The sequence below is a fragment of the Microcystis sp. 0824 genome (assembly GCF_003112475.1).
GTDB lineage: Bacteria > Cyanobacteriota > Cyanobacteriia > Cyanobacteriales > Microcystaceae > Microcystis > Microcystis aeruginosa_C.
The window spans coordinates 38,291-57,862 of the sequence record NZ_BDSM01000021.1 but is presented as its reverse complement, the minus strand read 5'-3'; the positions used below and the strand labels follow the sequence as shown (position 1 = coordinate 57,862).

Sequence of the window (19,572 nt, the reverse complement as noted above, 5' to 3'; positions counted from 1 at the left end):
GGGGGGTGCCGATAGGCGCGGGTATCCCCCTTAATAAGGGCGGAGTGATGGGGGGGGTATCTGACAATTTTTAACACCCACCTACTTGGGCTATTATGTATAATACAATACCAGTAATCGGGTTCGGTAGTCAAGACATTTTCCAGATGGATTGTGACAGCATTTTTCCTAAAGGTGAAGTGTAACCTAATTTGCCGATGACGAACGAATCCTGACGACTGGCTCCCCCAAAAGGAAAAGTTAGTGCCTCACTGTTAAGATGACTGCTAAGTAATAGGGCAAAATTAACTTCTTGGTTAGGAGAGGCAAGAGGCAAGAGGTAGTCAGATATGTGTAATTAATTTTGTCTAGCTACTTATAATCGGAAAAAATACTTAAACAAAATGGCAATGCTTCAACAGAGCGCTTTCCAGTCGGGAATGATATTCTTTTTCGCCGATAGTATAGGCCCCAAATCTAGCCAGATGGGGATTTTGCATTTGGGCATCAAATAGACTGAAATTCCGTTCTCTGAGGTGTTCAACTAACTTGACCATGGCAAGTTTAGAACCATCGGGAATTTTATAGAACATCGATTCGCCGATAAAAACCCCGCGAATTGCTAAACCTAAAATCCCCCCCGCTAATTGATCCCCTTGCCAAGTCTCGAAACTGTGGGCCCAACCGGCTTGGTATAATTGCTGATAGATTTGGATTAACTCCGGGGAAATCCAAGTCAGCGAGCGATCGGCACAACCAGCACAAACCCCAGCAAAATCGCGGTTAATAGCCACGCTAAAGCGATTTTGATTCAAAACTCGTTTTAGGGACTTGGGATACCTAAAACGCCGATCTAGGGGGATAAGAGCGCGATTTCTACTAGAATACCAATCTAATCGCCCCCCCTCATCGGCCATGAGAAAGTAACCGCGTGCGTATCCTTGTATAATAGAGGCGGTATCCACGAATCCCCCCAAGAATTCAGTCTCGTAGCCGGATCATTCTCTAATTATGCCTGATCATCCCGCACCAATTCCGCCTATTACTTTACCACCGAGCGAAAATCCCCAACAGGAACAAACTTGGCTGCGCACCGCTTTGCATCGTTGGTTAGATGCAGAATTTATTCCCGAAGCTATTAATGAAACTATCGCTGAACGCGCTAGTCAAATTTTTCTGCGTCAGCGTTTGGAAGGGGAAAACGATCTCGGTAACTTGGTGATTGCGATCATTACCGAGATGCAAGCTTTTGATTTCCGCGAAAGTTTTTATAGTGAATTTGCCATCGCTAACGCCGTCAGTGATTTAATTTTAGATAGTTTAGGAATCGATCGCTGTTGTGGGCAAAGTTAGACAGTTTTCTGCCGCTATTGGATTAAATTGCCAACGAATGATCGAGCATTGCTTGCTGACGTAAACAATTCCAGTAGGCTGCATAGAGATCCGTCTGTTGACCGCGCAGGGAAGCGATCGCAGGAGCAGCAGGAAAAGGCCAGAGACGATCAAAAACCACTTCTCGATGAGCCAGACGAAACTGTAGCAAGTAAACGGAAGAAGGAGCCTGTAAATTATCCAGTAATTGCGCTGCCAGCCGATGTAAAGACTTCAGACTCTCTCTTTCCAGACTAATCGGTTGACTGTAGGCGTTAGGGATCATGCCCTCCCCGATCACCTCACCGTATTCTAAACCCTTAGATGTCACCGTGATCGGCAACCAAAGATCCCCAAAAGAGGAATCTCCCTGACTGGTTTTATAGTGCAGGGTCTGGGAAACCCAAGCGCGTCTTTCCTCGATATCCCGACAAGCTTGATAAACTTTTTTACCAGGAAAACTCACCCAATTAGGCAATTGAATTGTTAAGGGACACCAGATTAAATTATTTTGGCTAGTTTTAGCCGACTCTATTTTTGACCACAAAGAAGCCGTACCCGTCACCTCCACCACCAAGGATTTAGGAACCGCGTTTTTTAGGGCAATCACCATCTTTTCGGTAACGGGCGATAGCCGAGACATCTGACCACTGGCTTGAGCTTCGGCATTAACGAGAATGATAACTTTGTCCATTTCTTGTTGTGGGTTGGGTGAACTTGAACGATCAGCGGTGAGGTTGGTTAAGAGTGGGAACTGACTGGGGTTCAATGCTTCTGTAGTCGCCATGGCAAAAGCTATTTCTCTGGATTTTAGCGAATTATACAAGAACGCAACGATTTTTTACAGATTTTTTCAACAACAACCATATTGAAGGGGGCATTTTTCTTCTCCCCCTCATAGAATACCTGAAGTAATCAGTCATCAGTAATCAGTTATCAGTGAACTGAAAACTCAAATCTGAATAACTGCTAACTGATCACTGAAATTACTCGTCTTCGGCGAAAATAAAGCGAGTTAGTTCACTAGGATCGGGTTCGGGGCTAGATTCGGCAAATTTAACCGCTGCCTCGATTTCAGCTTGAATTTTCTCCTCGATTTCTTTTAATTCCTCTCTCGTGGCCAGATCTCGCTCGTAGAGGTAGGCGGCAAAGCGCGTAATCGGATCCCTTTCGCCCCAGAATTGTTTCTCGTCAGCACTGCGTAACTCGTCGGGATCTGCCAAAGAATGACCCCGAAAACGATAGGTTAAGGCCTCAATTAAAGTCGGTCCCTCACCGGCGCGGGCGCGAGCCACGGCTTCTCTGGCGGCGGCATGAACGGCGACCACATCCATACCGTCCACTTCCACACCGACCATACTAAAAACACTGGCTTTTTTATAGATTTCCGGTTGAGAAGTGGCTCGATCGTGGGCCATACCGATCGCCCACTTATTATTTTCCACCACATAGATAATCGGCAACTTCCAGAGGGCGGCCATATTCAGACACTCAAAAAACTGGCCATTATTACTCGCCCCATCCCCAAAGAAACAAACCGTTACCTGATCGGCACTGGCATCACCCATAGCTTCGCGACGGTATTTACTTTGAAAAGCCGCCCCGGTAGCGACGGGAATCCCCTCGGCCACAAAAGCATAACCCCCTAAAAGCTTATGTTCGGCGGAGAACATATGCATGGAGCCGCCCCGTCCTTTACTACAACCAGTAGCTTTGCCGAATAACTCCGCCATTACCTCCTTAGCGGGAACTCCGGCACTAAGGGCGTGGACGTGATCGCGATAGGTGCTAGAAACGTAATCTTCTCCCTGACGCAAGGCTTTAATAATACCGCTAGATATCGCTTCTTGACCGTTGTAGAGGTGGACAAAACCGAACATTTTGCCCCGATAATACATTTCGGCACATTTATCTTCAAACATCCGCCCCAAAACCATATCCTCGTATAGGCGAAGACCTTCAGCTTTGGTAATAATGATGGAAGCAGGATTAAAGGTTGGTAAAGTACGTTCGGAAATCATAGGGTCTGTAGTATCATTTAGACAACAAAAAAGCAAGGGGAGAGGAAGCAGTAGATTTTTCGAGAATTCTGGCAGTGAATTTTTTGGTCTTAAACCAAGGGGTTCTTGGTATTTTCTCTCTACAAATCTAACCTTAGTCAGTCAGAGATTGGCTAGGATAAGATGGTATCTTGTTATTTTACTCGCTCCGCTCTCACTTACATCATTTAATTCACTAAGGACTCTCCAGAGTTGAGGTACAGCTAACCGTGCGCATTCCTCTCGACTACTACAGGATATTGGGAATCCCCTTTCAGGTGAGTGCCGAGCAAATTGATTTGGCCCACGCCGATCGGGGACGGCAATTGCCACGTCAAGAATACAGTCAAACAGCGGTCATCGCCCGTCAGCACTTGTTAGATGAAGCTTACCAAGTGTTAAGTGAGCCAGATCGCCGTCGTGATTACGATGCCCAATTTTTTGACCCCAACCCCTTGCTTCTCAACCCAGAAAGCAGCGCCGAAAACCTAGATTCTCAGGGTGGGGAGGTGGCCGCCGCTTCTCCGGAATATCCCACTCCCCAGATTACCATTGCCCCCGCCGATCTGGTGGGAGCTTTACTCATCCTGCAAGAGTTGGGAGAGTACGAGTTAGTGATTCGTTTGGCCGAAACTTATCTAGATTCAGAGCCAACTACTCGCCCAGATATGATCTTAACCTTGGCTTTGGCCTACGGGGAATTAAGTCGGGAATATTGGCAGGATAAAAATTATGAACAGGCGGCCAGCACCGCGGCCAAAGCCCTGACTTGGTTGGAACAAGAACAAATGTTCCCGCAAGTGGCCAGGGAGATTCGCCATGATTGCGATCGCCTGCGTCCCTACCGGATTCTGGAATTGTTATCCCAAGAAAAAAAACCCAGTCTTGCCCGTCAGCGCGGCTTAAATCTCTTGGAGGAGATGTTAGAGGCTCGCGGCGGCATCGATGGCCCCGGCGATGACCGCTCTGGGTTGGGGGTGGATAATTTTTTACGCTTTATTCAACAGTTACGGGTTTATTTAACTCAGGCCGAACAGGAGAAAATCTGGGCAAAAGAGGCACAACGCCCCTCGGCTGTGGGTAATTATCTGCTGGTCTACGCCTTGCTCGCCCGCGGTTTCGCCCAAAAACAACCCGCCGCTATCGTCGCGGCCAGCCAGCGCCTGCAGCAATTACAAAAACATCAGGATGTCTCCCTTGAGCGATCGATCTGCGCCCTGCTACTCGGTCAAACCGAACAAGCAAGCACAATTTTAGAAAAAAGTCAAGAGCAAGAAATATTAAATTATATTAAGGAACAATCCGGGCAATCTCCCGATCTTCTACCTGGGTTATGTCGTTACGGTGAGCGCTGGTTACAAACAGAAGTTTTCTGTCATTTTAGTGATTTAGTCGAGCGGAAAGCCTCACTCAAAGAGTATTTTGCCGAGGAAGACGTACAAAATTATTTAGAAGAATTGTCAGGTTTTCCTGACGAAAAAGTTCCCGTGTCAGTTCAAGAAAAGGTTGGGGAACCTTTAGAATCGGAAGTAAATGTTCTCAAAACCCACACCCCCCCCACCCATTTAAACCCAGTGCCAGGAGCGACACCGATGAGGGAATCTGCTTATTCTTCCCATTCTCGTCCCCAAAAACCGTCTTTAGCTAGAGCTAACGGTGAGCGGACAGGCACTGCTGTACCTGCCCTGAGAGCCACCGCTCAGGAGGAAACTTTCACCCCCTATACTCAGGGCAGTGTGGTGGTGACGGCAGCCGATCATCAACCGGCACTTAATCCCCCCCGTCGTCGTCCCCGTCGCTCCCGTCCCCTAGCAGCGGGCAACTCCGGGCCGGCAGCCCCAGAAACGGTAAAAACTGCCCTAGTCCCACCGAAACGGAGACGACCAGTCCGCAGAAAACTACGACTCGATCGAGTGGCGATATTGGGAGTAGGATTAGTGGGAACGCTCGCAGTCTTAGCCCTGGGGGTAAAGGCAATTGTCGATAGTCAATCTCCTTTGGCAGCCTTGCAAGGGGAACAGTTACCAATTTCTTTAAATACTCCCATACTAGAAATTCCTTCGGCTAACGCGGAGGTGATGGCAGGGACTCCCTTAGGTAAGGAAACGGCTAAGGAGACGATTCAAGCTTGGTTAGCAGCAAAATCGGCCGCTTTTGGCAGTGAACACCAAAAAGAGCAATTGAAAGAGGTGTTAACGGGTTCAGCCTTGGAAATTTGGCAAAAACGGGCGGCGGCTTTACAGGGAAACAACTATTGGCGCTACGATCATCAGGTGGATGTGCGATCGGTTACTAATAATGTGAAAAATCCTAATTTAGCGACGGTGGAAGCAATCATCAACGAAAAGGCCATGTATTTCCATAATGGCAAAGAAATTGTCAATCGTTCCTATAATGAGTCCTTGAAGGTGCGCTATGATTTGGTACGGCAAGGAGATAAATGGTTGATCGAAAAAACCCAAGTTTTACCCTGATTTTTCCCGATTAAATCCCCAAAAAACGTGGGAATTATGAATTGGGAAGTGGGGAAGTGGGGCTCTTCTAGGTTCTGTGTGATCAGCTTAACTTACCATAGAAGCGATCAATCTTTGTGTCCTCTGTGTCTGGAGTGGTTCCTTCCACTCCCTCGCCAGCAGGACTGTATCTTAGAATACATTTTACCCACCAAATCCAAGAGAGCCGAAGTGGGAATTATGAATTATGAATTATGAATTATGGTTCTTCGCTACCTAGTATGGTTCGGTAGGGGGGCATAAATTGACTAAATCCTTATCTGGCAAGAGATTTAATTGATTAGTTCACTCTAAATCAAAAACAATTGACAAAAATCGCTAAATGCCTTTCTATATAAGGGTTCCACCTCTTATAACCCCCGTCCATTGCATAACACAAACCGAAGAACCGAAAAAACTGATAACTGATCACTGATAACTGATAACTGAATACCGACTGCCCCAAACGAAAACTTTGTACCTCACTATTAAGACAAATTCTATATCTTTAGACTGATAAACGCTCGATTCCCTTAATATTTTTTAACATAAAATACGCCCTTTGATTGCTGTAATTGGTTCCCTAGAAGTCAAGCTAATGAGTTATGATAGTAGGTAAGAATCCATAGTTCTTAGAGGAAAAAAGCGGGGCAATCTCAATTTTTTGCCCACCGACAAGACCATGATTTTGATGTTTTAAAAATCTCGCATAAGTCTTTAAGAACTTTTAAAATCAGCATTCACACAGGAGGGATATTATGACAGGTAAGAGTAAACGCGGCTTTGCCTCTATGGATCAAGCTAAACAACGGGAAATCGCTAGTAAAGGTGGTAAAGCTGCTCATCAAAAAGGCACAGCCCACGAATTTACCCCCGAAGAAGCCCGGGAAGCGGGACGAAAAGGCGGTGAAGCGGTTAGCCGAGATCGCGCCCACATGGCGGCTATTGGACGGGAAGGGGGCAAAAATTCCCACAAAGGCAGTCGCAAAAACTCAAACGCCGAAGAAAATTCCCCAGCCAACGAGTCTATGGGTGAAAATTCCTCAGATTTTGGCAACTCGGAAGCAAATAGTTGACTTTGGTTGACTTTTTCTCGGACTAACAGGGTGTTGGGGATATTTAAGCTGTCAGCCGTCAGCTTTTTCTCCCTACATCCCTATTCTGGCGTTGCGGCGTTCCGGTGTTCTTAGGGTTCGATACTGACAATCCAAGTACCGACGTAGAGACGGACGGGAATATTGCCAGAGGCAGTCACATCACAGGTAAAGTAATAAGTGCCTAATTCGGGATTTCTGACATTAGACATAACGATTTCAACTTTGCTGGTGGGATCGATCGCCTGTTCAGGGACAATTTGAATAACGCGACTATCCTTATCCCAAACCACTTCCTTTAAAGGTAAAGATTTGCCGTTGATGCGTACCTCGATTTTATTGGTGTCAAACTGGCCGTTAAAATAATCGGGATAGGAAATAAAAAAAGCTGAAGCCCCTTGGGAGAGTTTTTTCGGGGGGATATAGAGTTTATAACGATCCATTTGCTTGGGACGACCGCCGAATTGCAAGAAATAATCTAAGATATCTTTGCGATCGACTCCGCTAAAAATTGTTAGGCCGGGGTTGCCATTGGCTAAAGTTATTTTTGGTAAAATAATCCCCGCACCCACCCCTAAGGATAGAGCGATCAAAGCGGGTGTCCTAGCATATTTAATTACTTTTGTCAAGAGTTTTAACATAAATTTTAACCCAAGGTGAGGGGGATGGTGATGGCCGCAAGGGGCCTAATACAGTTCAACTCTAACAAAACGCGCTCGTTTCTTACCTAGACCTTTGCCAGTCCGATAAGTGTCTTGGTTAACGCTTCATCGCTCGCGCCATCTCCCGTTGATCCTGACGACGCTTCAAATCTTCGCGTTTATCGTGTAATTTCTTGCCTCTACCGAGGCCAATGCTGATTTTTACCCAACTACCTTTAAAATACATCTTCAGAGGCACAAGAGTTAAGCCTTTCTGTTCCACTTGACCGATGAGTTTGCTGATTTCCTTTTTGTGCATCAACAATTTTCTCGTCCGGCGCGGATCGTGATTAAAATATTCGCTACTCTGTTCGTAGGGGGAAATATGAACATTAATTAACACCGCTTCACCATTGCGGACTAAAACGTAACCATCCCGCAGGTTTACCTTACCAGCGCGCACAGATTTAACCTCAGTCCCCAGTAACTGCACCCCCGCTTCAAAAGTCTCTAAAATCTCGTAGAGATGGCGTGCTTGCCGGTTATCACTGATAATTTTGATTTTGTCGTCTTGATTAGCCATATAGTCAAGTGAAAAGTGAAAAAGCTGTTGGGTGTTGGGGTTTTAGGGTTTTGGGGGTTAGGTGTTAGGGTTTTGGGGGTTAGGTGTTAGGGTTTTAGGGTGTTGGGGTTTTAGAGTGTTGGGGTTTTATTTGAAATTCCCCATTCCCCCCGCAACGCGCACAGTGGTCTCCCTATTTCTCAATCTCCCCATTCCCCCATTTCCCCATTCCCCCCCGCAACGCGCACGAAGTGGTCTCCCCATTTCCCCATCTTACTCGCTCTTTTGCTCTCTCTGGACTGACCCCGGGCCGCTCTTTGGTGATCACTGGCCTTGTCAGGGGGAACGAGAAGGGGGAAAATGAGAGCAGTGTTAAATTTTTATGAAGTTTGGTTCTGTGGACAAAATTCGTACTGTTTCCGATAGTAAGCGTGATTTTTATACTCGCCACACCCGCCCCATCAATTCGGTATATCGGCGCGTGGTTGAGGAATTATTAGTTGAGATGCACCTGCTCTCCGTTAATGTAGATTTCCATTATGATCCAATTTATGCCCTTGGTGTGGTTACTTCTTTCGAGAAGTTCATGGAAGGCTATCGTCCGGGGGAGGATAAACCGAATATTTTTAATGCTTTGTGCCAAGCGGTTAATGGTAATCCCGAAGTCTATCGTCGTGATGCCGAAAATATGATCGCTATTGCCAAAGAAACTAATATTGATTCCTTGCTTTCCCAACTGCAAAACCCTGCCCTAGGTGGTAACAATCAGTTGTCTGATAGTTTAGTTTCGGTGATCAACGCGCCTAAGTTTAAGTATAGTCGCCTCTTTGCCATCGGTCTCTATACAATTTTAGCCGAAGCACAACCAGAGATGATCAAGGAAAAAGAAAAACGCGAACCAATTTTGCAAAAGTTCTCAGAAATTCTGCATCTCTCCAGCGAGAAACTGCAAAAAGACCTCGATGTTTATCGAGGTAATCTCGATAAAATGGATCAGCTGCTCAAGGTGATCGAAGATGCTCTAGAAGCAGAAAAGAAAAAACGTCAACAAAAAGAACAGGAAAAACAAACCACCCTACAATAAAGGCTCTCAACCGGAAATTACCGCGTGCAGACAAGGGAATAGGGAACAGAAAAAGGATTAAATCGGCTCTCTTTCTTTACTGTTCCTTCTGACCTCGTTCTACAATTAGGATCGGCAACCCTTAATATTTATTTCCCGTGACTAACTCCTCCATCACCGCACCCGTAACCGATATTTTGGCAAAAGCGCGGTCAGGGGCAAATTTATCGGCAAAAGAAGCGATTATCTTGCTAGAAACTACCGATAACCGTTTAATTGCCCAGATTCGGGAAACGGGCGACTTTTTGCGTCGTCAACAGGCGGGAGATACCGTCACCTACGTGATCAATCGCAACATTAATTTTAGTAACATCTGTGAGCAGCATTGCAGTTTTTGTGCATTCAGACGCGATGAAAACGAAGAGGGGGCCTTCTGGCTTAATTTAGAGGAAATTATCGCTAAAGCGGCGGATGCTGTCCGTCGTGGGGCCACAGAAATTTGTATGCAGGGAGGATTAAACCCAAAAGCCAAGATTAAGGGCAATTCCTTAGACTATTACCTGGAAATTGTTAAAAACCTGAAACAAGCTTTTCCTAACCTGCATTTACACGCTTTTTCGCCCCAAGAAGTCCAATTTATAGCTAGGGAAGACGGTTTAAGTTACGAAAAAGTTATCGCTTCCCTGCAAGAAGCAGGAGTGAATTCTCTACCGGGGACGGCTGCCGAGGTGTTAGTCGATGAGGTAAGACGGGTAATTTGTCCAGAAAAAATCGATGCCGCCACTTGGTTAGAAATAGTCGGTACTGCCCATCGCTTGGGGTTACATACCACCAGTACCATGCTCTGCGGTCATATTGAAACCCCTAGCCAACAGGTGCAGCACCTCGAAAAAATTAGAAAACAGCAAGAAATCGCCCTAGAAAATAATTATCCAGCTAAAATCACCGAATTTATTTTATTGCCTTTTGTGGGACAATCGGCCCCCAAACCCCTGAGAAATCGAGTCGGACGGGATCAACCAATTTTAGCCGATACATTAAAATTAACAGCAGTGGCGCGGATTTATTTGGGCAATAGCATTAAAAATCATCAACCCAGTTGGGTAAAATTGGGCTTACAGGGGGCGACAGAAGCCTTAAACTGGGGTTGCAACGATATCGGTGGCACTCTCATGGAAGAACATATTACCACTATGGCCGGGGCCCTGGGCGGTACTTGTTTGACCGTCGAGGAATTAGCAACGGCGATTAAATCCCTCGATCGCCCCGCCCGTCAACGGGATACAATCTATTAACTAGGGTTGGCTGAACTAACTTTAATCAAGCCCAACAATTTCCCCCTTGCCGGCAATCACTTCGCCGATTTGGTAGGCATTAATCCCAGAGGATTGGAGTTGATTAATAGTCAATTGCGCCAGATCCGATGGGACAATGATCACAAAACCGATACCCATATTAAAAGTATTAAACATGGCTTCGGAATTAACCGATCCCATCTGGGCTAACCAGTGAAAAATCGGCAAAATTGGCCAACTTTCGCGGTCAATCTGCACAGAATGCCCTTTCCCTAAGCAGCGGGGCAAATTTTCCGGGATGCCGCCCCCGGTAATGTGGGCCATGGCGTGAATATCTAACCCAGAGCGCAGCAGTTCTAGCACAGGTTTAACATAAAGTCTAGTGGGAGTTAACAAAACTTCACCTAAGCTAGAGCCGGCCAAAATTTCGGGGCAATCTTGCCAATTTAAGCCCTGGGTGTCGATAATCTTACGAACAAGACTAAAACCGTTACTGTGAACCCCACTACTGGCTAAACCAATAGCCACATCGCCGATTTGCACCTTACTGCCGTCGAGTAATTGACTTTTTTCGACAATACCGACGCAAAAACCCGCTAAATCGTACTCTCCGGCCGAATAAAACCCCGGCATCTCCGCCGTTTCCCCTCCCAAAAGAGTACAACCACTATCACGACAGGCCCTAGCGATTCCCGATACCACCGCCGCTAACTGTGACGCTTCCAGTTTACCGGTGGCGAGATAATCCAAGAAAAATAAAGGTTCGGCCCCGGAGGTTAAGACATCGTTGACGCACATGGCCACCAGGTCAATTCCCACCGTATCATGGCAATTGAGACTATGGGCAATTTTCAGCTTGGTTCCCACACCATCAGTTCCCGATACTAACACCGGTTGCCGATAACCGGAAGGTAACTGAAAATAGCCCCCAAAACCGCCTAAACCGCCGATAACTTCAGGACGGAAGGTACTTTCCACATTTTGGCGAATTTTCTCGACAAAAGCGCGTCCCGCTTCCACATCCACGCCCGCTTCTTTATAATCCATGCCCAATTGACCGATTGTATCTCTCAAATTTTACCCAGATTTCGAGCGCACTCGCTCCCTTTTCCAGCTAAACCTAACAACAATTTTTGATTGTTGCAAGAGGTCTAATCTTCTTGGGGATATTTTTCCCAAAGATCTGTGATTTGGCGAAGACTTTGGAAGTTGCCATTACCGAGGATCAAATGATCTAGGAGAGGAATGGCTAGATAGGTGGCTCCCTGTAATAATTGTTCTGTGAGTAAAATATCGTCTTGACTAGGCACAAGTGACCCGGTGGGGTGATTATGGGCGATAATTAACTTAGTAGCTGATTGTTTAACCACTTCTCGAAAGATTTCTCGCGGATGTACCAGTGTTTCCGTGGCTGTGCCGATAGTAATCACTTTGAGTGCGATTAACTGATTTTTGACATCGAGTAAAATAACGGCGAAACGTTCCTGAGACTGATACATTAGTTCGTGGCCAAGGATAGCGGCAGCGGTATCGGGACTATCGATAACCATTTTTTCCGTCGGTCGTCGTTGAAAAGCCCGTTTTCCCAATTCGATCGCCGCTAGAATAGTAGTAGCCTTAGCCGGTCCAATGCCATGAATAGCGGTTAATTCTTGGGGCTGAATATCCCTCAAAACGTCCAAAGGATCCCGGCGATATTTGCTCAATTCGTTGAGAATATGCTGTCCTAAACCCACCGCCGAGAGTTTCCCCTTACCTTGACCTGTAGCCAGTAAAATCGCTAATAATTCGGCGTTACTGAGGTTTTTCGCCCCGACACTGATTAAACGTTCCCTTGGTCTTTCACTGACAGGAATATCGGCAATTCTTAAGCTGTAGGTCATGGAAGTGGCAAGCTACCGCGATAAAATTCCATCATACAATTTTAGTCAGTGTCTAGAGGGATTTGGCCGGTAAATCAGGGGGAAAATTTCTCCTTACCAGACCTTCTGTAAAAGTAAGTTATCGAGGCACTGTTGGGTCAAAATATCTAAAACCTCAGATAAATTTGACGTAATCTTAGGCTTTATGGATAGGGTAGTTGTCTCTTGTCTTTTTTCTCCTCCTATCGACCGTCTCCTGTCTCCTGTCTCCTGTCTCCTCACCCAACGGAAGATTTTTGATTTTTGCAGGGACTCTAATGATAGCGAATTCCCGCATCTTCGAGGCGCTGTAAAGCTTCCCCTAATCGCGGGATATCGGCGATTAAACTGACGCGCACATAACCTTCCCCTCCCTCTCCAAAAGCATTGCCCGGAGTGACGACGACGCCAGTTTTTTGCAGGACGCTGAGGGCAAAATCCGTGGAAGTCATGCCGACGCTACAGGGAACCCAGAGATACATTGTCGCCTTAGAGGGGGGAATATCCCAACCTAATTGTCCCAAACCTTTGATTAAAAAATCTCGTCGCTGCCGGTATCTTTCCTGTACTTGTTTAACGTATTCATCCGGCAGTTGTAGGGCGGTTTCGGCCGCCTTTTGGATGACGGAAAAGATACCATAATCGAGATTAGTTTTCAGGGTGCGTAACCCTTGAATAATATCGGAATTGCCCACGACAAAACCGACGCGCCACCCGGCCATATTATAGGTTTTCGAGAGGGTATGAAATTCCACACTAATCTCTTTTGCCCCCGGAATTTCTAATAAACTGGTGGGCTGATAACCATCAAAACTTAATTCAGCATAACAGAGATCATGGACGAGCATAATCTCATATTGCCGGGCCCAAGCAACGATTTTTTCAAAAAATTCCAGGGGGGCAACGGCGGCGGTGGGGTTACTAGGATAGTTAAAATAGAGGATTTTCGCCCGTTTAGCCACATCTTCGGGGATAGAATCGATATCTATCAGCCAATCCTGTTCCGCTTTTAAAATGATCGGGTATAGTGTCGCCCCGGCAATCAAGGGACCGCGAAAATGGGCGGGATAGGCGGGACTGGGAACTAAGACCACATCACCGGGGTTAACATAAGCTAGGGCGAGGTGAGATAGGCCCTCTTTGGAACCTAGCAGGGGTAAAGCTTCGTTATCGGGATTGAGTTCCACACCATAAGAGCGATCATACCACTTAGCGATCGCCTCTCGGAAGCTGGCGGTTCCTTCAAAGGGTGGATAACCGTGAAATTGGGGGGTTTCAAAAGCTTGAATGGCCGCTTCGATAACTGGACGCGGGGCAGAACCGTCCGGGTTGCCCATACCTAAATCGATTAAATCTAGTCCTTCTTTGCGGGCTAAGGCTTTTAATTCATCCAAGCGGGCGAAAACGTAGGGGGGTAAGGCACTTAATCGCTTGGCGCGGCTATTCGTCCAATTTACACTCATTACTTCTTGGCTTACTGATCGAGGTAATCTAACATTATCGCACGAGTGTATGGCTAATTTAAGTAGGTAGGCGTTAAAAATTATCAGATGCCCCCCTTATTAAGGGGGGATTAAAGGGGGGACTAAGGGGGGATCGGCACCGCCCTTATCAAGGGGGGATCAAGGGGGGATTAAAGGCAAAATCCATTTTTAATTTAATTATAACCAGCTACTTAGCAGTTAGTTATTAGCTAACTTCTTTCTGCTTCAGTATGGCTGGAATTGCCCGACATCGGAGATGGAGAGCCAAACTAAGGTAATCTGATTAATAGAGGCCCAAAATTACTGATTAGCCCCAGCATTAACCCCATTCTTCGCCATTATCGGCCGGTAAGTCCTGACTCCTCACTCATCAATTCTTTTGTAAAATATGACTGCGATTGCTGCCCAGATAACTTCTATTTTACCCGCCGACACGACGGTTATTGCCTGGCCACAAGTGCCAAAAGAGGAACAAGAAAGATTATCGAGGGCAATTAGGGGCAAAAGTCCTGAAATTATAGTCTATCCCGCTAATACGGCCGCTTTAGTCTCTCTGGTGCGTTTTGCCAACGAAAATCGTCTGTCTTTATTGGCCTACGGTCAAGGCAGTAAATTAGATTGGGGTGGATTAGTCCAGTCACCCGATATTTTAGTCAGTACCCAAAATCTCAACCGGATTATTGACTATGCTAGGGGAGATTTAACTATAACCGTGGAAGCTGGGCTTAAACTAGCAGATTTACAAGCTTTTTTGGCTCCTAGCGGTCAATTTCTTCCTATTGATCCCAGTGATGCCCATAATGCCACGATTGGCGGTATTATGGCCACGGCCGACGCGGGAACATGGCGGCAAAGATACGGTGGAGTCCGGGATCTGATCCTAGGATTCTCCTTTATCCGTCACGATGGCGAGATTGCTAAAGCGGGAGGGCGTGTGGTCAAAAATGTGGCGGGATACGACATGATGAAGCTATTTACGGGTTCCTACGGCACTTTAGGGATTATCGATCAAATTACCCTGCGACTCTATCCCGAAACCCCTAACTCAGAAACCCTGATAATCACTGGAAATAGCGAAAATATTAGCAAATTGAGTCAAGTTATTCGGCAATCGTCCCTAACTCCCACCGTGGCTGAATGTTTAAACCCAGAGATGACGCAAGCACTAGGATTAGGGGAAAAAGTCGCTTTACTGCTGCGTTTTCAAAGCATTCCCGAAAGTATTAGCGAACAATCGCAACAGGTGAGTTATTTAGGACAACAGTTAGATTGTCAGACCAATTATTATCGGGATGAGGCAGAAGTTTCTCTATGGCAAAGATACCGAAAAACAATGGATAATTATGACCAAGAGGGCAATTTTTTCGGCAAAATAGGATTATTACCCAGCAGTTTAGCTCTAGTTATCGACAAAATTAACGGACTAGCCTCGATTAATATTAGTAGCGGCGTGGGTAAAGTTATCTTAAAATCGGAGGAAAATCTTGACAAAATTCGCTCTTTATGCAGTGCCAATCAGGGTTATTTAACTGTGTTAACCGCACCTCCATCCCTAAAAGAAAAAATTGAACCTTGGGGTTATACAGGTAACGCGATTACCATGATGAAAACCCTAAAAACTAAATTCGATCCTCAAGGTATTTTTAGTCCTGAACGCTTTCTTAACAAAATCTAATTAAAAATTATGCAAACCTCCGAGCATTCCGTTAACTTTCAAGAATTAATCGACCAAAAAAATCAAGGATTTGACCCCAAGAATCCCCCTGCCCAAGAATTAATCGATAGTTGTGTTCACTGTGGTTTTTGTCTTTCTACCTGTCCCAGTTATCGAGTTATTGGCAAAGAAATGGACTCCCCTCGGGGCAGAATTTATCTGATGAATGCCATCAATAAAGGGGAAGCGGTTTTAGACGAAACCACTAGCCAACATTTTGATACTTGTTTAGGCTGTTTAGCCTGTGTTAGTACCTGTCCATCGGGAGTACAATACGATCAATTAATCGCCGCAGTTCGTCCGCAAGTGGAACGCAATCAACCCCGCAGTTTTAAAGATAAAATTATTCGTTTTCTCATTTTTAATCTCTTTCCCTATCCCGTCCGTCTCAAATTATTTTTACCTTTCCTCTGGTTATATCAAACCCTGGGATTACAAACCCTAGTCAGGAAATCGGGTATCTTAAAAATGCTCTTTCCCCGTCTAGCGGCCATGGAATCGATTCTACCCCAAATTACTCTAAATTCTCTGTTTAAAAACTATGCCGATGTTATTCCCTCCCAAACGGAAAAACGCTATCGGGTGGGAGTAGTTTTAGGTTGTGTGCAGCGCCTCTTTTTCTCGCCGGTAAATGAAGCAACAGTGCGGGTTTTAACTGCCAATGGTTGTGAAGTGGTTATCCCAAAAACCCAGGGATGTTGTGCCGCTTTACCCGCACATCAAGGACAGGAAAAACAAGCACAAAGTTTAGCCAGACAAATGATCGATAGTTTCGCAGAAACCGAGGTTGATTATATTATTATCAATGCGGCGGGTTGTGGTCATACTCTCAAGGAATATCATCATATTTTAGCCGATGATCCTGAATATAAAGATAAGGCTAAGGAGTTTGTGGCTAAAGTACGCGATGCCCAAGAATTTTTGGCAGCAGTGGGATTAACTGCTGATTTATCGCCGATTACCGAAACAGAATTAACCCTAGTTTATCAAGATGCCTGTCATCTTTTACACGGACAAAAAATCTCCGTGCAGCCACGGCAATTATTGCAAAAAATCCCCAATATTAACTTAAAAGAACCTATCGATGCGGCCTTGTGTTGTGGTAGTGCCGGAGTTTATAATATGCTACAGCCAGATACTGCCGATGAATTAGGTCAGCAGAAAGTACGCAATTTATTAAATACTGGGGCTGCGGTGATTGCTTCTCCTAATCCGGGTTGTTCCCTACAAATTAAAAAACATTTACAATTACAGGGAAAAGATACACCCGTTATTCATCCTATCGAATTATTAGATTATGCGATTCGCGGGCTGAAAATTGGCTAACTCCCACCATTTGAGTTGTGTTAGTGGTGTCAGGGAAGCAAAAGAAAACCCCACAGACAAAGACCTTGTAATGATAAAATCGACAATGGCGAGGGCTTGGCCATTAGTATTTTTTGCGTCGGACTAGCAGGAGATAAAAGCGTGACCTTTAAGATTGGTTTACTCGGTTTCGGGGTTGTGGGGACGGGAACAGCGAAAATCCTCCTTGATCCTTTTGGTCGTCATCCCGTACTCAAAGAGATTACCATTGGACGAGTGGGAGTTAGATCCCTAGATAAACCGAGAGAAATCGAGCTTTCTCCCCATCTGTTGACCACTGACCTAGAATCGATCGTTACTGACCCCGAAATTGATATTATTGTCGAATTATTGGGGGGTTTGGAACCAGCACGCTCTTTAATTCTCCAGGCAATCGCATCGGGAAAGCACGTTGTTACGGCAAATAAGGCGGTTATTGCCCGTTTTGGCGACGAAATCTACGCCAAAGCTAACGAAAAGGGGGTTTATGTCCTTCTAGAAGCGGCCGTGGGTGGTGGCATTCCCGTCATTAAACCCTTGAAACAATCCCTCGGCGCTAATCGTATCAGCAGCATTATGGGAATTGTCAACGGCACAACTAACTATATTCTCACGGAAATGAGCCAAAAAGGGGCAGATTTTAGTGAAGTTCTGGCCAAAGCTCAGGAATTAGGCTATGCAGAAGCGGATCCCACTGCGGACGTGGATGGATTCGACGCAGCCGATAAAATCGCTATTTTAGCCTCTCTGGGTTTTGGAGGTCGGGTAAAACGGGAAGATGTTTACTGTGAAGGTATCCGGCAAGTTAGCGCCGTCGATATCGCCTACGCTGATAGACTGGGATTTGTGATTAAATTATTAGCGATTGCAAAAGACACGGTTAAGGAAGATTCCGATACCCTAGAGTTGCGGGTTCATCCAACCCTAGTACCGAAAACCCATCCCCTCGCTAATGCGAACGGAGTCTATAACGCTATTCTGGTCGAGGGGGAACCCTTGGGACAAGTGATGTTTTATGGACCGGGTGCTGGTGGCGGACCGACGGCCAGCGCAGTAGTATCGGATGTGATGAATATCGTCGGAATTTTAAAAAGTAGTGGCAAAACCAAGGAACTTGACCCGCTTTTAAGCTGTGTTCACCAGCATTATTGTCAAATCGCCCCCATGGAGGATTTATCGACCCGTTTTTATGCTCGTTTTCTCTGTCGCGATGTGCCTGGGGTCATCGGTCATTTAGGTATGGCTTTCGGCGACCATGGGGTTAGTCTAGAATCCGTGGTACAAATTGGTATTAGGGGTGATTTAGCCGAAATTGTCGTTGTCACCCACGATGTGCGGGAGGGCAATTTCCGCAACGCTTTAGCGACAATAGAGTCTTTAGAAGCTATTGACAGTATTCCTAGTATTCTCCGAGTTTTGTAGTCAAGAAATCGCTTTTTTTATGGTCATGGGTCGGAGAATCAGAAGTGAGAAAATTTGGCTAAGTTTGACTAGCACAATTTGGTTTTTTTGTCTAGGTTTTTTGGGCTTAAATCAAAAATTAATTTTTGCCCAAGGGTCTGACAATGTTTGTCCCCCACCGATTTTATCAAGGTTACAACGCCATAAAATCCAAGCGGGAGAAACGATCGCCTCCATCGCCGAAAAATACGCTCTTATCCCGGCAACGATAATTAAACTCAATCCGACTATTCTCAAAAATGGTTTGGCCCCGGTCGGGAAAGAAATCTTTATTCCCCCGATGAACGGCATTCGCATCGAAGCACCCAAGGGTTCCACTTGGCGCGATTTAGAAGCGGCCTATGGTATTCGTGCTGATATACTCTTTGAGCTTAACGGTTGTGGTCGCCGGCCGACAATAGTTTTTATCCCAGGCACCAATTGGTCCGCCGCTGGCAAGCGATCGGATTATACTGGATTAAGTTCTTATCCCTTACCCTTTGCCAGTAGTGCTGGCCTAATCTACGGTTGGCAAAAAAGCCCCACGGAACAGAAAAATCTTTTTCATAGTGGTGTTGATCTTCTTGCTCCAATTGGTACTCCTGTTCTAGCCGCCGAGGATGGTCTAGTGATTTATGTGGGTCAGGAAGGGGCCTATGGTAATTTGGTAGTAATTAATCATTTAGGTCGCCGGCAGACCCGTTATGCCCATTTAAGCAGGGTTACAGTGAGAATTGACCAACGGGTACGAGCAGGAGACGTTATCGGTGCGGTTGGCACCACGGGACAACCGGATATTATTCCCCCCCATCTTCATTTTGAGGTGCGCTTAGATACTCCCGTCGGTTGGACAGCGCAGGATCCAGCTTTGCATTTGCCCCAAATTGGCCCGCAATCAAGTCAAAAGTAAACGGTCAAGTGGGATTAAGTAGTTGGACAAAAGTAAAGTTAACTGTGGGGTAAGGAGTCAGGAGTCAGGAGTCAGTAGCCGGTCGTTTCAGGCTTTGTTGCCCTCTTTTTTTGTACCAGTTTATGTACTGAATAATGATAATGCAAGGTTTTTGGCTCTCTTATTCTTTGTATGATAAGTTTAACTTATATAGTAGCGATCAGTCTTTGTGTCCTTTGTGTCTCTGTGGTTCTTTCCACTCAC

General features: G+C 45.8%; 18 protein-coding genes. 9 read left to right on the top strand and 9 right to left on the bottom strand.

The window, feature by feature from the left end; all coding sequences use genetic code 11:
• Nucleotides 1-130 precede the first annotated feature (130 nt).
• Nucleotides 131-316, bottom strand: coding sequence for a hypothetical protein (locus N0824_RS20515; protein ID WP_146184267.1), 186 nt, complete (start codon nucleotides 314-316; stop codon nucleotides 131-133).
• 58 nt (nucleotides 317-374) lie between these two features.
• Nucleotides 375-956 (bottom strand): leucyl/phenylalanyl-tRNA--protein transferase, encoded by a 582-nt coding sequence (gene aat / locus N0824_RS07985; protein ID WP_108936378.1) that lies wholly within the window; start codon nucleotides 954-956, stop codon nucleotides 375-377.
• Between the two features lie 34 nt (nucleotides 957-990).
• On the opposite strand from aat, the gene N0824_RS07980 reads away from it, so the two are divergent.
• The gene (locus N0824_RS07980; RefSeq protein WP_108936377.1) at nucleotides 991-1,332 is read left to right on the top strand and encodes a hypothetical protein; all 342 of its coding nucleotides are present in this window, start codon (nucleotides 991-993) and stop codon (nucleotides 1,330-1,332) included.
• Between the two features lie 22 nt (nucleotides 1,333-1,354).
• On the opposite strand, the gene N0824_RS07975 is transcribed toward N0824_RS07980, so the two are convergent.
• On the bottom strand, nucleotides 1,355-2,137 hold the full coding sequence (locus tag N0824_RS07975; RefSeq protein ID WP_108936376.1) for a hypothetical protein: 783 nt from the start codon (nucleotides 2,135-2,137) through the stop codon (nucleotides 1,355-1,357).
• 199 nt (nucleotides 2,138-2,336) lie between these two features.
• Entirely contained in the window at nucleotides 2,337-3,371 is a 1,035-nt protein-coding gene (gene pdhA, locus N0824_RS07970; RefSeq protein ID WP_008200476.1) for a pyruvate dehydrogenase (acetyl-transferring) E1 component subunit alpha, read from the bottom strand.
• 248 nt (nucleotides 3,372-3,619) lie between these two features.
• Here pdhA and N0824_RS07965 point away from each other — a divergent pair, with 248 nt between their 5' ends.
• Nucleotides 3,620-5,863: an IMS domain-containing protein gene (locus N0824_RS07965; RefSeq protein ID WP_108936375.1), complete on the top strand. Its 2,244-nt coding sequence runs from the start codon at nucleotides 3,620-3,622 to the stop codon at nucleotides 5,861-5,863.
• Between the two features lie 776 nt (nucleotides 5,864-6,639).
• The gene (locus N0824_RS07960) at nucleotides 6,640-6,957 is read left to right on the top strand and encodes a KGG domain-containing protein (protein WP_046662905.1); all 318 of its coding nucleotides are present in this window, start codon (nucleotides 6,640-6,642) and stop codon (nucleotides 6,955-6,957) included.
• Between the two features lie 110 nt (nucleotides 6,958-7,067).
• On the opposite strand, the gene N0824_RS07955 is transcribed toward N0824_RS07960, so the two are convergent.
• Both N0824_RS07955 and smpB read right to left on the bottom strand, forming a co-directional pair.
• On the bottom strand, nucleotides 7,068-7,616 hold the full coding sequence (locus tag N0824_RS07955) for a DUF2808 domain-containing protein (protein WP_108936374.1): 549 nt from the start codon (nucleotides 7,614-7,616) through the stop codon (nucleotides 7,068-7,070).
• Between the two features lie 118 nt (nucleotides 7,617-7,734).
• Nucleotides 7,735-8,199: an SsrA-binding protein SmpB gene (gene smpB / locus N0824_RS07950; protein ID WP_004160332.1), complete on the bottom strand. Its 465-nt coding sequence runs from the start codon at nucleotides 8,197-8,199 to the stop codon at nucleotides 7,735-7,737.
• A gap of 376 nt (nucleotides 8,200-8,575) precedes the next feature.
• On the opposite strand from smpB, the gene psb29 reads away from it, so the two are divergent.
• Both psb29 and cofH read left to right on the top strand, forming a co-directional pair.
• The gene (gene psb29, locus N0824_RS07945) at nucleotides 8,576-9,262 is read left to right on the top strand and encodes a photosystem II biogenesis protein Psp29 (RefSeq protein WP_199224897.1); all 687 of its coding nucleotides are present in this window, start codon (nucleotides 8,576-8,578) and stop codon (nucleotides 9,260-9,262) included.
• Nucleotides 9,263-9,399: 137 nt separating this feature from the next.
• The gene (gene cofH / locus N0824_RS07940) at nucleotides 9,400-10,536 is read left to right on the top strand and encodes a 7,8-didemethyl-8-hydroxy-5-deazariboflavin synthase subunit CofH (RefSeq protein WP_108936372.1); all 1,137 of its coding nucleotides are present in this window, start codon (nucleotides 9,400-9,402) and stop codon (nucleotides 10,534-10,536) included.
• 21 nt (nucleotides 10,537-10,557) lie between these two features.
• On the opposite strand, the gene purM is transcribed toward cofH, so the two are convergent.
• From purM to N0824_RS07925, 3 genes are all read right to left on the bottom strand, one after another.
• The gene (gene purM / locus N0824_RS07935) at nucleotides 10,558-11,583 is read right to left on the bottom strand and encodes a phosphoribosylformylglycinamidine cyclo-ligase (protein WP_108936371.1); all 1,026 of its coding nucleotides are present in this window, start codon (nucleotides 11,581-11,583) and stop codon (nucleotides 10,558-10,560) included.
• 104 nt (nucleotides 11,584-11,687) lie between these two features.
• The gene (gene radC / locus N0824_RS07930) at nucleotides 11,688-12,419 is read right to left on the bottom strand and encodes a DNA repair protein RadC (protein WP_002732646.1); all 732 of its coding nucleotides are present in this window, start codon (nucleotides 12,417-12,419) and stop codon (nucleotides 11,688-11,690) included.
• Nucleotides 12,420-12,712: 293 nt separating this feature from the next.
• Nucleotides 12,713-13,900 carry an aspartate aminotransferase gene (locus tag N0824_RS07925; protein ID WP_108936370.1) on the bottom strand — a complete coding sequence of 396 codons (1,188 nt, stop codon included), beginning with the start codon at nucleotides 13,898-13,900 and terminating at the stop codon, nucleotides 12,713-12,715.
• 409 nt (nucleotides 13,901-14,309) lie between these two features.
• On the opposite strand from N0824_RS07925, the gene N0824_RS07920 reads away from it, so the two are divergent.
• The 4 genes from N0824_RS07920 to N0824_RS07905 all read left to right on the top strand — a co-directional run bounded on the left by N0824_RS07920 (nucleotide 14,310) and on the right by N0824_RS07905 (nucleotide 19,329).
• Nucleotides 14,310-15,596 carry an FAD-binding oxidoreductase gene (locus tag N0824_RS07920; protein WP_108936369.1) on the top strand — a complete coding sequence of 429 codons (1,287 nt, stop codon included), beginning with the start codon at nucleotides 14,310-14,312 and terminating at the stop codon, nucleotides 15,594-15,596.
• Between the two features lie 9 nt (nucleotides 15,597-15,605).
• The gene (locus N0824_RS07915) at nucleotides 15,606-16,961 is read left to right on the top strand and encodes a (Fe-S)-binding protein (protein ID WP_108936368.1); all 1,356 of its coding nucleotides are present in this window, start codon (nucleotides 15,606-15,608) and stop codon (nucleotides 16,959-16,961) included.
• Between the two features lie 141 nt (nucleotides 16,962-17,102).
• Nucleotides 17,103-18,401 carry a homoserine dehydrogenase gene (locus tag N0824_RS07910; RefSeq protein WP_108936436.1) on the top strand — a complete coding sequence of 433 codons (1,299 nt, stop codon included), beginning with the start codon at nucleotides 17,103-17,105 and terminating at the stop codon, nucleotides 18,399-18,401.
• Nucleotides 18,402-18,420: 19 nt separating this feature from the next.
• Complete coding sequence (locus N0824_RS07905; RefSeq protein WP_108936367.1) at nucleotides 18,421-19,329, top strand: M23 family metallopeptidase; 909 nt, start codon at nucleotides 18,421-18,423, stop codon at nucleotides 19,327-19,329.
• The last annotated feature ends 243 nt before the right edge of the window (nucleotides 19,330-19,572 follow it).

Coding starts and splice junctions, on each gene's coding strand:
- smpB (WP_004160332.1), bottom strand. CDS start 8,199: ATGGCTAATCAAGACGACAAAATCAAAATTATCAGTGATAACCGGCAA.
- N0824_RS07975 (WP_108936376.1), bottom strand. CDS start 2,137: ATGGCGACTACAGAAGCATTGAACCCCAGTCAGTTCCCACTCTTAACC.
- purM (WP_108936371.1), bottom strand. CDS start 11,583: ATGGATTATAAAGAAGCGGGCGTGGATGTGGAAGCGGGACGCGCTTTT.
- N0824_RS07955 (WP_108936374.1), bottom strand. CDS start 7,616: ATGTTAAAACTCTTGACAAAAGTAATTAAATATGCTAGGACACCCGCT.
- N0824_RS07920 (WP_108936369.1), top strand. CDS start 14,310: ATGACTGCGATTGCTGCCCAGATAACTTCTATTTTACCCGCCGACACG.
- N0824_RS07905 (WP_108936367.1), top strand. CDS start 18,421: ATGGTCATGGGTCGGAGAATCAGAAGTGAGAAAATTTGGCTAAGTTTG.
- N0824_RS07960 (WP_046662905.1), top strand. CDS start 6,640: ATGACAGGTAAGAGTAAACGCGGCTTTGCCTCTATGGATCAAGCTAAA.
- N0824_RS07925 (WP_108936370.1), bottom strand. CDS start 13,900: ATGAGTGTAAATTGGACGAATAGCCGCGCCAAGCGATTAAGTGCCTTA.
- N0824_RS07980 (WP_108936377.1), top strand. CDS start 991: ATGCCTGATCATCCCGCACCAATTCCGCCTATTACTTTACCACCGAGC.
- N0824_RS07915 (WP_108936368.1), top strand. CDS start 15,606: ATGCAAACCTCCGAGCATTCCGTTAACTTTCAAGAATTAATCGACCAA.
- pdhA (WP_008200476.1), bottom strand. CDS start 3,371: ATGATTTCCGAACGTACTTTACCAACCTTTAATCCTGCTTCCATCATT.
- radC (WP_002732646.1), bottom strand. CDS start 12,419: ATGACCTACAGCTTAAGAATTGCCGATATTCCTGTCAGTGAAAGACCA.